Here is a 14,911-nt window from a genome sequence, read left to right as displayed (position 1 = left end):
GACCCGGGCCCGGTCCGGCCGCTCCCGCGCCGCGTCCATCGCCGAGCTCTGGGCCGGGGCGCCGGTGAAGCTCTGCTCCGCCTCGCTGCCGGTGGGCAGAGTCACCGGCGGGGTCGGCATCTTGCCCAGCCGGATGGCCAGCAGCGGCAGCGCGCCGATGCCGCAGACCAGCGCGGAGAGCAGGATCGCCGCGGCGCCGGCGGCCGAGGTGAGCAGCGCGACGAGGGCGGTCAGCGCCCCGAACAGGCCGATCATGATGCCGGCGGTGAAGACCCGAAGGGACGCGGCCACGCCGACCGCGCCCAGGGCAGCGACCAGCAGCAACGCCACCGAGCCGGTCAGCAGCTCCGGGCCGCCGACCCAGGACAGCAGCGCGAAGACACCGACTGGGTCACCGGAGGCGATCAGCACGGCGCCGCCGACGAACGCGTACGGCAGCGCGCAGCCACCGAGGACCGCACCGGCGCGCGCGTCCCCGTACGCCCGGGAGGCGGTGATGCCGGCCAGCGCGAGCAGCAGACCGACGCCGAGCCCGAAGAAGGCCGCGCCGCCCCAGGCCGGCCCGGCCGCGAGTACCGCGAGCAGGCCGATGGCCAGCAGCACCGCGCAGCCGGCCAGGGTGGCCGTGCGGGTCGAGGCCGGCGACCAGATCGTGCCGCGGCGCCGGGCGCCCTCGGCGATCGCCTCGACGACGTCGTCGTACTCCAGCTCGGGCCAGTTGTCCCGGGCCGGCACCAGGTGCAGCACCTCGCCGTCGCGCACACCCTGCGGGAACAGGCCCTGGGCGGTCGCCAGCGCGACGCCGTCGGTGCGGCGCAGCAGCCAGCCGCCGTGCTTCTCACCGTCGTCGGCCAAGCCCTCACCGGCATGCCGGAGAACCTCGGGCAGCAGCTCGGCCAGCGGTACGTGCTCGGGCAGCGCCACGTCCACCCGCCGTTGGGGCGCGCTGATCGTGACTCGGGCCAAGCCGACACTCATGGCAGCGCCACCTTTCGCATGCCCTTCTGGCCCTCGCGGTCGCGGCCGTCGCCCGCGGCCTGCGGGCGGCGCTCGGTGCAGGCGGTCATGCCGTTATTCCCATCGATGGTGAGGAGGCTGCGGAACGGTGGGGACTTTACCTACCATGAGCCCTGCGCGGTGACCGGTCGCTGGTCCCGCGGACGGGGCACAGCCACCACCCGCCAAAGTGGATGATGTGCGCAAGGCGGGTGGTTGCGGATGAAAGGGACACTCTCGGTATGAGCACGGTGGTGATCAAGCGGGCTGCCCGGCGGCCGGCGCCGGAGATCCCGACCGGCGAGCTCGCCGTCGATCCGCCGCCCGAGATTCCGCAGGCCGTCGGCGGCCGCTGGACCCAGGCGATGATGGTGCTGCCGATGCTCGGTGGCTCGGTCGCGATGGCCATGATGATGGGCCGCGGTGGCGGCGGCGCGTTCTCCTATGTGGTCGGCGGCCTGTTCGGCGTCTCGTCGCTGGCCATGCTGGCCACCTCCTTCGGCGGCAGCGGCGGGCCCAAGAAGGCCGAGATGATGGCCGCCCGCCGGGAGTATCTGCGGCACTTGTCCGGCCTGCGCCGGCGCGTGCGCGACACCGCGAGCAAGCAGCGCATCGGCCTGTTCTACCGCCACCCCGACCCGCAGCAGCTCTGGTCGACCGCCGAGAGCCACCGGGTCTGGGAGCGCCGCTCGGCCGACCCCGACTTCGGTGTCGTGCGGCTCGCCGTCGGCCCGCAGACCCTGGCCACGCCGCTGATCCCGCCGGTCACCCGGCCGCTGGAGGATCTCGAGCCGATGACCGCCGGCGCCCTGCGCCGGTTCCTGGACGCGTACTCGGTGGTCCCGGACCTGCCGGTGGCGGTCTCGCTGCGCGGCTTCGCCCGGGTCTTCATGCGCGGGCAGGGTCCCACCGGCGAGGCCGACGCGCGCGCCCTGACCCGGGCCGTGCTGGCCCAGCTCGCGGTCTTCCACGCCCCGGACGACCTGATCATCGCCGTCTGCGCCGGTCCCGAGCGCCGCGCGATGTGGGAATGGGTCAAGTGGCTGCCGCACAACCTGCACCCGTCGCGCACCGACCGGCTCGGTCAGGTCCGGCTCGTCGCCAGCGCCGGTCCCGACCTGGAGAAGCTGCTCGAGGACGTGATCGGCAACCGGCCGCGGTTCAACCCGGCCGGCAGCAGCGGCAACGGCCCGCACGTGGTGATCGTGCTCGACGGGGCCGACCTCAAGGGCGCGACCCAGCTCGACGACGGCATCGACGGCGTCACGGTGCTGGACCTCGACGACGTGCCGCCCCGGCTGCTGGACCGCTCGCTGCTGGTGCTGGAGGTCAAGCCGGGCAGCGGCCGGCACGAGCTGCACACGTACGCGATGGATCACGCCGCGGACGTCGGCACGCCGGACCGGCTCAGCGAGGAGGAGGCCGAGGCCGTCGCCCGCCGGCTGGCCCCGTTGCGCCTGGCCGCCATGTCGCGTTCCACCGACACCCCGATGGCCGCCGAGATGGGCCTGGCCGAGCTGCTCAACCTCGGCGACCCGGACTCGTTCAGCGTCGCCCAGGCCTGGCTGCCCCGGCCCAACCGGGACAAGCTGCGGGTGCCGATCGGCCTCGGCGCCGACGGCGGCGCCATCGAGCTGGACCTCAAGGAGTCCGCGCAGGACGGCATGGGCCCGCACGGCCTGCTCATCGGGGCCACCGGCTCGGGCAAGTCGGAGCTGCTGCGCACGCTGGTGCTGGCGCTGGCCGCCACGCACTCCTCCGAGACGCTGAACTTCGTGCTCGTCGACTTCAAGGGCGGCGCGACCTTCTCCTCGCTGGACCGGCTGCCGCACACCGCCGCCGTGATCACCAACCTGGCCGACGAGCTGCCGCTGGTCGACCGCATGGTGGACGCGATCGACGGCGAGCTGCTCCGGCGCCAGGAGCTGCTGCGCAAGGCGGGCAACTTCGCCAGCCTGCGCGACTACGAGAAGGCCCGGGCCGGCGGCGCGGCGCTGTCTCCGCTGCCGTCACTGCTGGTCATCTGTGACGAGTTCTCCGAGCTGCTCTCCGCCAAGCCGGACTTCATCGACCTCTTCGTCCAGATCGGACGACTGGGCCGCTCGCTCGGCGTGCACCTGCTGCTGGCCAGCCAGCGGCTCGAAGAGGGCCGGCTGCGCGGCCTCGACACCCACTTGTCGTACCGGATCGGTCTGCGGACCTTCTCGGCGCTGGAGTCGCGGGCCGTGCTCGGCGTGCCGGACGCGTACGAGCTGCCGCGCTCGCCCGGCCACGGCTACCTCAAGTTCGGCACGGAGCCGCTGGTGCGGTTCAAGGCCGCGTACGTGTCCGGGGCGTTCCGCAAGGCCGGCAGCGGCGGTCCCGGCGCGACCCGCGACGGCTCGGCGCCGCAGGTGCTGTCCTACTCGACCCATTACGTGCCCGCGCCCAAGCCGGTCAAGCCGGCCAAGCCCGTGCCCGAGGAGACGCCGGCCGGCGAGAGCCTGCTCGACGTCATGGTGGCCCGGCTCAACGGGCAGGGCCCGCCGGCCCACCAGGTGTGGCTGCCGCCGCTGAACCAGTCGGCCGCCCTGGACGAGCTGCTCGGCCCGGTGACCGTCGACCCGGTCCGCGGTCTGGCCTTCGCCAACCCCGAGCTGCACGGCGCCCTGCAGGTGCCGATCGCGCTGATCGACAAGCCGCGCGAGCAGCTGCGCGACGTCATGTGGCTGCAGCTCAGCGGCAGCGCCGGGCACGTGGCCGTCGTCGGCGGCGCCCAGTCCGGGAAGTCCACCGCGCTGCGCTCGCTCATCTGCGGGCTCGCGCTGACCCACACCCCGGCCGAGGTGCAGGTCTACTGCCTCGACTTCGGTGGTGGCTCGCTCGGCACGCTCAAGGATCTGCCGCACGTCGGCGGCGTCTACGGACGGCTCGACTCGGTCGGCGTGCGGCGTACGGTCGGCGAGGTCTCCACGCTGCTGGCCGAGCGCGAGGCCCGCTTCGGCGAGCTGGGCATCGACTCCATGTCGTCGTACCGGCGGCGCCGCGCGGCCCAGGCCGGGCTCAACAACGGCGCCGACACCGACCCGTTCGGCGACGTGTTCCTGGTGGTCGACGGCTGGACCACGCTGCGCAAGGACTACGACGAGCTCGAGGGTGTCATCACCGACATCGCCACCCGCGGCCTCTCGTACGGCATCCACGTGGTCACGAGCGCCCCGCGCTGGATGGACTTCCGCCCCGCGATCCGGGACCTCTTCGGCTCCCGGGTCGAGCTGCGCCTGGGCGACCCGACCGACTCGATGGTGAACCGGCGCGCGGCGGTCAACGTGCCCGAGAAGGCCGGCCGTGGCCTCGTCGAGCACCCCACGGACAAGAACAAGAGCCTGCACCTGCTGACCGTGCGGCCCGAGCTGAGCGGGGCCGGCGAGACGGCCGAGCTGGTCAAGATGATCGCGACCAACTGGACCGGGCCGGTGGCGCCGCGGGTGCGGCTGCTGCCGCCGTCGTTGCCGTACGCGGACATCGACCTGGGCCGGTCCACCGGCCTGCGCCTGCCGATCGGCATCGCCGAGTCGGATCTGCAGCCCGTCGAGATCGACTTCGCCGGTGACCCGCATTTCCTGCTCTTCGGCGACGCCGAGTGCGGCAAGTCGTCGTTCCTGCGGGCGCTCGCCACCACCGTGATGCGCCGGTTCCGGCCCGAGGAGGCCCGGCTGATCCTGGTCGACTACCGGCGCAGCCTGATGGACCTGCCCGAGTCCGACCACCGGATCGGCTACGGCATCCAGGCCGCGAAGACGCTCGAGCTGATGGAATCCGTGGCGGGTTACATGGAACGCCGGCTGCCCGGCCCGGACGTCACCGCCCAGCAGTTGCGCGAGCGGTCCTGGTGGACCGGCCCGGAGCTGTTCGTGCTGGTCGACGACTACGACCTGGTCGCGTCCGGCCCGACGAACCCGCTGCAGCCGATCGTGGAGTACCTCCCGCAGGCCCGCGACGTCGGCCTGCACCTGATCGTGACGCGGCGGGCCGGTGGCGCCGGCCGGGCGATGTACGACCCGGTGATCCAGCGGCTGCGTGAGCTGTCGTCGCCGGGACTGGTGATGTCCGGTCCGAGCGACGAGGGCGCGCTGATCGGTCCGATCCGGCCCACCCTGATGCCACCAGGGCGTGGTCGCCTGATGACTCGGCGTGAGGGAGTGCGCTTGATCCAGTTGTCTCATCTGCCGCCGTACTGAGCCTTCGACCTGCGTCGGCACACCTGCGGTGCGATCCGCATCGACAGACCCCAGCGACAACGCGCGGATTCGGAGTAATCTCCCAGCATCGACCGTCCATCATCAGAATGGTCATGCCGCCAGTGAGCGCTGTGAGCGAAGCACCGCGTGCGTCCCGCCGATCGAGGCGCGACGATGCCGTACGCCGTCGGGCCTGCGGCGGTGCCCGTTGGTGAACGCCCGACGTCTGACTGCCCGGCTCGCCGCCGCCACCACCGCGGCGGGCCTGTGCATCGGCCTCAACGGCGTGCCCGCGCTCGCGGCCAAGGCCGAGATCGAGCCCACCGCCACGGTCCCCAGCACGCTCAACGGCCCGCTGACCGAGCCGGAGCCCTGGCTGGGCGACTCGGTCCGCGCCGAGCAGTGGCATCTCAAGACGCTGAACGTGGCGGGCGCATGGACGTACACGTCGGGCGCCGGCGTCACGGTCGCCGTGATCGACTCCGGCGTCGACTCCGGCCACAAGGATCTCCAGGGCCAGGTGCTGCCCGGCCTCGACCTGGTCGATCCCGGCGGCGACGGCGACACCGACCTGGTCGGTCACGGCACTACGGTCTCCGCGATCATCGCCGGCCGCGGCGACGACGAAGCCGGCGTGGTCGGCATCGCCCCCAAAGCCAAGATCCTTCCGGTCCGCGTCCTGGACCGCGAGAACCGCTACGACGACGCGCTGATCGTCGCCAAGGGCGTGCGCTGGGCCGTCGACCACGGCGCCCGCGTCATCAACCTGTCCCTCGGCGGCAACGGCAGCAGCCCGGCCCTGGCGGCTGCCCTGGACTACGCCTTCGCCAAGGACGTGGTCGTGGTGGCCTGCACGGGCAACGCGAGCGCCTCGACCTCGTCCGGCGTCTGGTATCCGGCCCGCGAGCCCGGCGTGATCGCCGTCGCGGGCATGGAGAAGGCCGGCGACGTGCTGTGGTCGGGTTCGATCACGGGCAAGGAGACGGTGGTGACCGCCCCGGCGACCCAGCTGGTCGGCGCCCGCCCGGGCGGCTACTGGCGGGTGCAGGGCACCAGCTTCGCGGCCCCGATGGTCTCCGGCACCGCGGCGCTGGTCCGCTCCCGCTGGCCCACGATGTCGGCGGCCGAGGTCGTCAACCGCATCATCAGGACGGCGAAGGACCGCGGCCCGGCCGGCCGTGACGGGCAGTACGGCTACGGCCTGGTCGACCCGACGGGCGCACTGACCGCCGAGGTCCCGGCGGTGCTGCGCAACCCGCTGGACACGACCGCCTCACCGGGCATCGCCGGCTTCGGCAACGCCCCGGCCTCGGGCCAGGCCCAGTCGGCGCCGAACAACGCGGTGGTGGGCGCTCGCGTCCCGGGCGCCTACGGCACAGCGGCCCGGGCAGGAGATGCGCAACCCCCGACCTCCCCGCGCGGCTGGGGAGCGGCGGGCCTGCTGTTCATGGTGTCGGTGGTGGCAGCGGTCCTCACGTTCCGCCGCTTCGCCCGCGTCGTCTGACCCGGCGGGTTTCAGTCGCCCAACGTGCCATCCGGGCGTCCGGCGGGCGCTATCCCGCGCGGCTCCGGATCCTGGGGCGCCGCGGCGACGAAAGCGGCGATCGTCTGCCCGAAGAGTCCGTTCACGATTCCGCAGTCGCGGCAGACGAAATCGTCGTCGAGCCGGCCGGTCGCGCAGTGCGCACAGCTCCCCCGGTCCCGCGGATCGTGGTAGCCGCGCAGCGCCTCGGTCAACGCCCGGGCCACCGGCAGCCGCAGCGGCAGCCGTTCGGTCTCCTCCCCGAGCCCGATCACCAGCTCACCGACCAGCGGCGCCCCCGGATCCGGGGCGTCGAGGCGGGCCACGAAGTCGCGTAGGGCGGCCAGAACCTCGGCGGAGTGCGGCGTCGACATGCCGGACACCCTACTTTTACTCCAGCACTAGAGTAACGGCATGGGTCGCGAGCTCACCCCCGCCGAACTGCTCGTCATGGGCCTGTTGGCCGAGCGCCCACGGCACGGCTACGACCTCGACCAGGTCATCGCCGCCCGCGGTATGCGCGAGTGGACCCCCATCGCCTTCTCCTCGCTCTACTATCTGCTGCGCAAGCTGGAGACCGACGGCCTCATCGCCCCGGTCAGCGGCGGCAGCCCCCGCCGCCGGGTCTACGCGCCGACCAGCACCGGCCGGCAACTCACCGCCGAGGCGACCCGCGGAGCACTGGCCACCCTGTCCCCGCCGCACCCACCGGTGCTGATCGGCCTGGCGAACGCACCGATGCTCGATCCGGTGACCACCGTCGAGGCCCTGCACGCCCGCAGCCGCGCGATCCTCGCCGAGTCCGACCGGCTGGCCGCCCACCGCGACCAGCAAGCCGCCGGCGCGCCACCGGCGGTCGCCGCCTTGTTCGACTACGCCCTCACCATGCTGGACGCCGAGCGCGACTGGGTCCGGCGCACCATCGAGTCCCTGGAGGCTCCGGATGTCCAAAGTTGACCTCAAGCGCGACCAGCGGACCCTCTACGCCGCACCGACCGGCCGGTACGCCGAGGTGGACGTCCCCGCCCTGCGCTACCTGGCCGTCGACGGCAGCGGCCGCCCTGGCTCCCAGAGCTATCAGCAGGCCGTCGAGGCGTTGTTCACCGCGTCCTACGCCGCCAAGTTCCTCAGCAAGAGCAAGCTGGACCGCGACCACGTCGTGATGCCCCTCGAAGGCCTGTGGTGGTCCGACGACATGACGACCTTCCTGACCCGCGAGAAGGACCGCTGGTCGTGGCGCATGCTGATCCGCCAGCCGGACTGGCTCGACGAGCAGCTCCTGGCCACGGCCATCGAGCAGGCTCGGGCCAAGGACCGCGACCCCGAGGGCCGGCTGCGGGTCGTCGAGCTCGACGAGGGACGCTGCCTGCAGACCCTGCACGTGGGCTCGTACGACGACGAGGGCCCGATCCTGGCCCACCTGCACGACCAGCTGCTGCCCAGCCGTGGACTACGCCCGATCGGCCGTCACCACGAGATCTACCTCAGCGACGCCCGCCGCGTGGCCCCGGAGAAGCTCCGCACGATCCTGCGCCAGCCGGTGGCAGCCGTCGACGACTAGGGACCGTCTCTCGGATCATGGTTTGGTCCAGAGCAGGATGCCGGCCAGGGTGAGCGCGGCTTGGTAGTGGACCGCGAGTTTGTCGGTGCGCATGGCCAGGCCGCGCCATTGTTTGAGCCGGTTGATGCAGCGTTCGGCGACGTTGCGCTGCCGGTATTGCTGCTTGTCGAACGCAGGTGGGCGTCCGCCGGCGCTGCCGCGGCGCAACCGATTGTTCTGCTGGTCGGATGGTTGGGGGATCGTCGCGCGGATACCGCGGCGGCGTAGCCAGTCGCGGATCGCCCGGGACGAGTACGCCTTGTCGGCGAGGACCCGTCCGGGTCGTTGCCGGGGCCGGCCGGCGGCTTGGGGTACCCGGATCGCGTTCATGACCGCCTCGAACTGGGGTGCGTCACCGGCCTGTCCAGCGGTGACCAGCATGCTCATCGGCCGGCACCGGGACTCCACAGCGAGGTGGATCTTGGTGCTCAGGCCGCCGCGGGATCGGCCCAGGCCGTGGTCGGCGGGTTCGTGGCGGCGGTGTCTTTTCCCGGCCTGAGCCCAGCGGCGTGTTGGTGCGCGCGGACCACGGTGGAGTCCACGGCGGTGACCAGCCAATCCAGTTCACCCGCGGCGTCGGCGTCGGCTTGCACAGCGGCAAGAAGCCGCTGCCAGGTCCCGTCGAGGGTCCATCTACGGAAACGGGAGTAGGCGCCCTTCCAGGACCCGAGTTCAGAGGGCAGGTCCCGCCACGGTGAGCCCGTCCGGTACTTCCAGGCGATCGCTTCGATCACCTCGCGGTGATCAGCCCACCGGCCGCCGCGTTGCGGCGACCGGTCCGGCAGATACGGCTCGATCTGCGCCCACATGTCATCAGAGATCCATCGACGAACCGGCATCCTCACTCAACGAGCCACCCTGATCCGAGAGACGGTCCCTAGGCGCAGTCACCCGTCTTGACGCCGCGGGTGCGTTCGACGCCCAGCCTCGCCGTGCCAGCGGCCTCCGCCGCCGTCAGCGCGAAACCCACTGTCTGGTCGTCGGCCGCCGCCGCGAAGATCACGCCGAGCACGTCGCCGTTCGGGGCCACCAGCGGGCCGCCGGAGTTGCCGCTGCGGACCCTCGCGTAGATCGTGTAGATCTCCCGGGTCACGTCGCCCGAGTCGTAGATGTCCGGGCCGGTGATGTTGCTGACCTCGCGGACCCGGGCCGACTGCGCGTCGTACGGTCCGTCCAGCGGGTAGCCCAGCACGACCGCGTTGGCCCCCGTCCCGGCCGGCTTCTTGACGAACGGCATCACCGGCGCCCGGAGCCCCGGCACGTAGATGACCGCCAGGTCGCGTTCCGGGTCGTAGACCACGACCTTGCCGTCCAGCCGGTCCTTGGTCGTCTCCACCTGCACGTTGCGGGTGCCGGCGACCACGTGCGCGTTGGTCATGACGCGCTCGTCGGCGTACACGAAGCCCGAGCCCTCGATGCGCCGCGAGCAGCTCGGCGCCGTGCCCAGCACCTTGATCACCGACTTGCGGGAGTTGACCACCACCGGGGCCTTGGCCAGGGCCGGGTCCGGCGCGGCGACCTCGCGGGCGTTGGTGCGGGCCAGGCCGCCGAAGACATCCGGGAAGCCGTTGGTGTTCAGCGACTCGCGCAGCCCGGCCGAGAGTGCCTGGGCCTGCTCCGGCATCAGCGAGTTGATGCCGTTGAGCACGGCGCTGCTGCGCACCTGCTTGTTGATCCCCGGGAACGGCGTCGACCCCAGCGGCACGGCGATCAGCCAGGCCACCAGCAGCACGGCGACGAGCGAGACCACCGCGCCGCCGGCGTCGTCCAGCCGCTGCAGCGGCGGGCTGCTGATCGAGCGGCGCAGCCGGGTGCCCAGCCAGCCCGCCAGGGTCTGCCCGAGCACGGCCAGCGCGAAGATCGACACCAGCGAGACGACCAGCCGGACCGTGCCGTCCGCGAACTGGTTCGCGATCAGCGGACCCACCTGCAGGCCGATCAGCACACCGCTGAAGAACCCGCCGAAGGACAGCGCACCGATGACGAAACCCTGCCGGTAGCCGCTGATCGCGAAGACCAGCATGAGCAGGATCAGGATTCCATCGACCACAAGCACTCGCTCAGAGTAGAAGTGACGGTCACGAGACCACCTCGTCGGAGGCGGCCGGCACGGCGACCGGGGTGTCGGGCATTTCCATGAGCCGGCCGGGCTGCCACGGCCGGGTCCAGCCGGCCATGTCCAGCAGGGCCGAGACGACCCCGGCGGTGAAACCCCAGACCAGCATGCCGCGCACCTGGAACGCCGGGCCCACCCAGCCGCTCGGGTGGCGCACCCGGATCCGGTTGGCCGGGTCGACCAGCTCGGCGACGGGCAGCCGGGCCACGTGCGCGACCTCGGCGGGCTGCCGCACGTGCACCGGGTGCGGGGCGTGCCACCAGGCCAGCACCGGGGTGACCACGAACCGGCTGACCGGGATGTAGAGCTCCGGCAGGGTGGCCAGCACGGTCGCGCTGGCCGGGTCGAGCCCGACCTCCTCGTTGGCCTCACGCAGGGCGGTGGCCGCCGGGTCGGCGTCGGTGGGGTCGGCCGCGCCGCCGGGGAAGGCCGCCTGCCCGGCGTGGTTGCGCATGGTGGCGGCCCGCTGCAGCACCAGCAGATCGGGCTCGCCCGGCTGTTGCTCACCGAGCAGTACGAGGACCGCGCTGGCCCGGCCGCCGTCGGCCGGTGCGCGCAAGGCGGTGAAATCTTCGGTACGGGCAGAGCCGACGCGAGTCAGCAGCGGCTCCCACCAGTCGGGGAGGCCGTCCGGACGCCCGCTCACCCGGTCACCGTCACGCCGGTGTGGGTCCGCACGAGAGCGCCGAGGGTGGGCTTGTCGAGGGCCTTGCCGGTGTAGAGCTCGCGGCTGCCGTCGGCGGCGATGAACACGGTGACCGGCAGGGCGACCTTGCCCAGCGCGGTGAGCAGCTGCTGGTCGGGGTCGAACAGGGTCGGGAAGGAGACGCCCTGGCCGGCGGCGAACGACGCCCCGGCGTCCCGCGAGTCCCGGGTGTCGACGCCGATCACCCGCAGCCGGTCGGCGGTGGCATCGGAGAGCGCCTGCATGACGGGCAGCTCCTCCCGGCACGGCCCGCACCACGAGCCCCAGAGGTTGATCACCGCGGGCCCGCGCAGGGCGGTGAGCCGGACCGGACGGCCGCCGGTGAAGCACGGCAGCGAGACATCCGGAAGATCAGCGACAGCCACCGCTGGGCCCGCAGAGGACAGCGGAGCCGCGGAAGGTGCCGCCGCGGAAGGCGGGGCTGCAGAAGGCGGCGCCGCGGAGGTGAGCGACGCCGGGGAGGGCGGAGCCAGGGGTGCGGTGAGCGCAGCGCAGTCGGTGAAGGGAGACGCCGCGTCCTCGGCGGGTGACGGTGGCGGCACCTCGGTGGCCGTGCACGCGGCGAGTAGCAGCGCCAGGGGTGGCGTCAGCCACCGCGCCAGCCCCGGTCCGCCCCGGACTCGGCTCACGGGGCCTCCGGCGTCAGGACGGCCGTGTCCGGCACCAGGTCGGGGTCGACGCCCGCCTGGACCGCCAGCTCCTTCGCGCGCGGGCCCTTGAGCAGCTTCGCCGCCGGGGCCGCCTCGGTCGGGCCGGTGCCGTACGACGGGCACATCGTGGCCAGGGTGCACGCCCCGCAGGCGGGCTTACGGGCGTGGCACACGCGGCGCCCGTGGAAGATGATCCGGTGCGACAGCATCGTCCAGTCGCGCTTCTCGATCAGGTCCGCCACCAGGAACTCGATCTTGACCGGGTCCTCCTCGTGGACCCAGCCGAAGCGGTTGACCAGGCGGCGGAAGTGGGTGTCGACCGTGATGCCCGGAACGTCGAAGGCGTTGCCCAGGATCACGTTCGCCGTCTTGCGGCCGATGCCCGGCAGCGCCACGAGCTGGTCCAGCCGGCCCGGCAGCTCACCGTCGTGGCGTTCGAGCAGCGCCTGACCGAGCTTGATCAGCGAGTCGGTCTTGGCCCGGAAGAAACCGGTCGGCCGCAGGATCACCTCGAGCTCGGCGCGGTCGGCGGCGGCATAGTCGGCCGCCGAGCGGTATTTGGCGAAGACTGTCGGGGTGACCTCGTTGACCTTCTTGTCGGTGCACTGCGCCGACAGGATGGTGGCGACCGCCAGCTCCAGCGGGGTGCTGAAGTCGAGCTCGCAGTGCGCGTCGGGGTGGGTCTCCGCCAGCAGTCTGGCCATCTTGCGGGCCCGGCGTTTACGCCCGATCGGGGTCTCCCCCGCGAAGCGTTTGACCGACCGGGCGAGCACGGCCGCACCTGCGGTGGCGGCAACGACGGGACGACTCACGCGAGCAAGAGTACGTCGCACCCACGACCGCCCCGGGTCACATACCCGTCACCGGGGCGCCGCGATGGATCCGTCCTCACCGATGGTCGCGGCGGAGTCACCGAAGTCGTCCGCCGAGAGTTCCCGGACCCGGGCCAGGCCGTGCTCCTTCTTGCTGTCCCGGACGGGCTTGCCGGTGCTGTCCAGGTACGTCGAGAGGAACTTTCCGCCGGTGAACCCACCCTCACGGGTCAGCGTGACGTGCAGGATGCCGCCGTACTTGAGGACGCCGTCGCTGCTGAGCGTCTTTCCGCCGCCGGCGAAGTTGCCCAGGCTGTACGCGATCAGCTTGCCCTTGTAGAACTGCATGCCGCGCAGCACGTGCGGCCCGTGCCCGACGACGACGTCCGCGCCCGCGTCGATGACCGCCTTGGAGAACTTGATCGGGTCGCCCCTGTTCTCGCCGAAGAACAGCTCGTTGCCCGGTTTCACGTGACCCATGCCGGAGCCCTCGGCGCCCATGTGCACCTGCACCACGACGACGTCGGCCTGCCCGTCGGCCTCCTCGATCACCGTGCGGGCGGCGCCGAGGTCGTTGAGGTTGTTCGCACCCGCGTACGGGGAGAAGCCGACCACCGCGACCTTGATCCCCTTGACCTCCACGACGGTGATCTGGCCCTCGGCCCCGGTGTGCTTGAGCCCGGCCTTCTCCAGCGCCTGGACCGTGTTCTTGTAGCCCTGCGCGCCGAAGTCCTTGGAGTGGTTGTTCGCCGTGTTCATCAGCTCGAAGCCGGCGTCGACCAGGTGCTCGGCGTACGCCGGCGGGGAGCGGAAGGCGAAGCAGTTGGCCCGGGGCGGGGTGCCGCACTTGGACGAGCCGGTGTCGCCGGTGAGCGGCTGTTCGAGGTTGCCCATCACCAGATCCGACTTCAGGCCCTCCTGGACCGAGTCGAAGAAGCCCTTGCCGTTGTCGGCGGGCAGCTTGTTGGGCGCGCTGCCCATGATGATGTCGCCGGTCGCCGAGAAGGTGAACGAGTCCTCGACCTGGGTCGACTCCGTCTCCTGCTTTCCCGGCGGGGCCGAGGCCGGAGCAGCGGCGGAGGCGGGCGGCGCCTTCCAGACCGGGGCGGCAGTGTCGGATCCCCGATCGGCGAGGGCCACGCCACCGAGGCCGGCGCCCACGAGCACGGCGACAGCGAGGGTGATCGTGAGAGCGGGGCGGCCGAACAGGCCCGGGCGGCGCGGTGGGGGGTGGGAATTCATCGACGAGGACGATACCGTCGGCCGACCAGCGGGGTCGACCGTCGAACGGCCGGTCCTTGCTCACCGAGAGCGACGATTCTTTCGACGTCGGGGCACGACCGGTTACGCTGCGAGATCTGGATCGAGGGGTGCCCGCCCGTTTACGGCCCGCGTGCGCCTAGACTGATCGAGCGCGGCGAAGCGCGTATTCGGAGGTACAGCGATGGATGAGGTACTGGCTCGCAGCGGGATCTTCCAGGGCGTTGACCCGGAGGCTGCCGAGGCACTCGCCAAGGAGATGGAGACGATCGAGGTCCGCAAGGGCGACATCGTCTTCAATGAGGGCGAGGCGGGTGACAGCCTTTACATCGTTCTCTCCGGCAAGATCAAGCTTGGTCGCCGGGCAGCGGACGGCCGGCAGAACCTCGTCTCGATCATGGGTCCGTCGGACATGCTCGGTGAGCTGTCGTTGTTCGACCCCGGTCCGCGGACGGCCACGGCCACCGCGGTGACCGACACGCGCCTGGCCCGGCTCAAGAAGTCGTCGCTGCGCCCGTGGCTGAACAACCGGCCGGAGATCGCCGAGCAGCTGCTGCGGGTGCTCGCCCGCAGGCTGCGCCGGACGAACGACGCACTGGCCGACCTGATCTTCACCGACGTGCCCGGCCGGGTGGCGAAGAACCTGCTGCAGATGGCGGGCCGCTTCGGCACCCGCGACGGTGGCGTGCTGCGCGTGACGCACGACCTCACCCAGGAGGAGCTGGCGCAGCTCGTCGGCGCCTCCCGGGAGACGGTCAACAAGGCGCTGGCGGATTTCGCCTCCCGCGCCTGGCTGCGGCTCGACGGCAAGAGCGTCATCATCCTGGATCCGGAAAGGCTCGCCCGCCGCGCGCGGGTCTGACCGGCAGAGCACCACGAGCACGACGAGGGGCCGTCCTGATGGGCGGCCCCTCGACGGCGTGTCCACCCACCTGATCAGGGGACAAAGCCGCCCTCTCATGATCCGTGTCGCACCCGGTCGGCCGCTCGTTACGGAGGTGGTCGAGAGGCACTACACGGGTGAGAGGC

Annotated in this window: 12 protein-coding genes and 1 pseudogene; 5 read left to right on the top strand and 8 right to left on the bottom strand. The window is 72.0% G+C overall.

Annotation, left to right across the window (positions count from 1 at the left end; genetic code table 11):
• The coding region (gene eccD / locus ACWEOZ_RS12225) for a type VII secretion integral membrane protein EccD (RefSeq protein WP_451910767.1) at positions 1-978 on the bottom strand (978 nt) is incomplete at its 3' end.
• Between the two features lie 260 nt (positions 979-1,238).
• On the opposite strand from eccD, the gene eccCa reads away from it, so the two are divergent.
• Together eccCa and mycP are read left to right on the top strand one after the other, a co-directional pair.
• A complete protein-coding gene (gene eccCa, locus ACWEOZ_RS12220; RefSeq protein ID WP_451910766.1) occupies positions 1,239-5,216 on the top strand; it encodes a type VII secretion protein EccCa in 3,978 nt (1,325 codons plus the stop codon).
• A gap of 211 nt (positions 5,217-5,427) precedes the next feature.
• The gene (gene mycP / locus ACWEOZ_RS12215) at positions 5,428-6,720 is read left to right on the top strand and encodes a type VII secretion-associated serine protease mycosin (RefSeq protein ID WP_451910765.1); all 1,293 of its coding nucleotides are present in this window, start codon (positions 5,428-5,430) and stop codon (positions 6,718-6,720) included.
• Between the two features lie 11 nt (positions 6,721-6,731).
• Here mycP and ACWEOZ_RS12210 read toward each other — a convergent pair whose 3' ends face one another.
• Entirely contained in the window at positions 6,732-7,112 is a 381-nt protein-coding gene (locus ACWEOZ_RS12210; RefSeq protein ID WP_451910764.1) for a hypothetical protein, read from the bottom strand.
• Between the two features lie 40 nt (positions 7,113-7,152).
• On the opposite strand from ACWEOZ_RS12210, the gene ACWEOZ_RS12205 reads away from it, so the two are divergent.
• The gene (locus ACWEOZ_RS12205; protein ID WP_451910763.1) at positions 7,153-7,695 is read left to right on the top strand and encodes a PadR family transcriptional regulator; all 543 of its coding nucleotides are present in this window, start codon (positions 7,153-7,155) and stop codon (positions 7,693-7,695) included.
• Entirely contained in the window at positions 7,682-8,299 is a 618-nt protein-coding gene (locus tag ACWEOZ_RS12200; protein WP_451910762.1) for a GyrI-like domain-containing protein, read from the top strand. Before ACWEOZ_RS12205 ends, ACWEOZ_RS12200 begins: the two co-directional genes overlap by 14 nt.
• A 15-nt stretch (positions 8,300-8,314) precedes the next feature.
• On the opposite strand, the pseudogene ACWEOZ_RS12195 reads toward ACWEOZ_RS12200, so the two are convergent.
• The 6 genes and pseudogenes from ACWEOZ_RS12195 to ACWEOZ_RS12170 all read right to left on the bottom strand — a co-directional run bounded on the left by ACWEOZ_RS12195 (position 8,315) and on the right by ACWEOZ_RS12170 (position 13,864).
• Positions 8,315-9,177: pseudogene (locus ACWEOZ_RS12195) on the bottom strand (IS5 family transposase).
• A gap of 38 nt (positions 9,178-9,215) precedes the next feature.
• Positions 9,216-10,394, bottom strand: coding sequence for a MarP family serine protease (locus ACWEOZ_RS12190; protein WP_451910761.1), 1,179 nt, complete (start codon positions 10,392-10,394; stop codon positions 9,216-9,218).
• Between the two features lie 22 nt (positions 10,395-10,416).
• Positions 10,417-11,100 carry an NUDIX hydrolase gene (locus tag ACWEOZ_RS12185; protein WP_451910760.1) on the bottom strand — a complete coding sequence of 228 codons (684 nt, stop codon included), beginning with the start codon at positions 11,098-11,100 and terminating at the stop codon, positions 10,417-10,419.
• A complete protein-coding gene (locus ACWEOZ_RS12180) occupies positions 11,097-11,525 on the bottom strand; it encodes a TlpA disulfide reductase family protein (protein WP_451910759.1) in 429 nt (142 codons plus the stop codon). Before ACWEOZ_RS12180 ends, ACWEOZ_RS12185 begins: the two co-directional genes overlap by 4 nt.
• Before the next feature lie 260 nt (positions 11,526-11,785).
• Positions 11,786-12,583 (bottom strand): endonuclease III, encoded by a 798-nt coding sequence (gene nth, locus ACWEOZ_RS12175; RefSeq protein WP_451910772.1) that lies wholly within the window; start codon positions 12,581-12,583, stop codon positions 11,786-11,788.
• Between the two features lie 87 nt (positions 12,584-12,670).
• A complete protein-coding gene (locus tag ACWEOZ_RS12170; protein ID WP_451910758.1) occupies positions 12,671-13,864 on the bottom strand; it encodes a CapA family protein in 1,194 nt (397 codons plus the stop codon).
• A 202-nt stretch (positions 13,865-14,066) separates the two neighbouring features.
• On the opposite strand from ACWEOZ_RS12170, the gene ACWEOZ_RS12165 reads away from it, so the two are divergent.
• Positions 14,067-14,744: a Crp/Fnr family transcriptional regulator gene (locus ACWEOZ_RS12165; protein ID WP_203768799.1), complete on the top strand. Its 678-nt coding sequence runs from the start codon at positions 14,067-14,069 to the stop codon at positions 14,742-14,744.
• Positions 14,745-14,911 lie beyond the last annotated feature (167 nt).

Source organism: Actinoplanes sp. NPDC004185, assembly GCF_053603475.1.
Note: the sequence above shows the minus strand (reverse complement) of the source record. Positions and strands in the feature narration are given on the sequence as shown.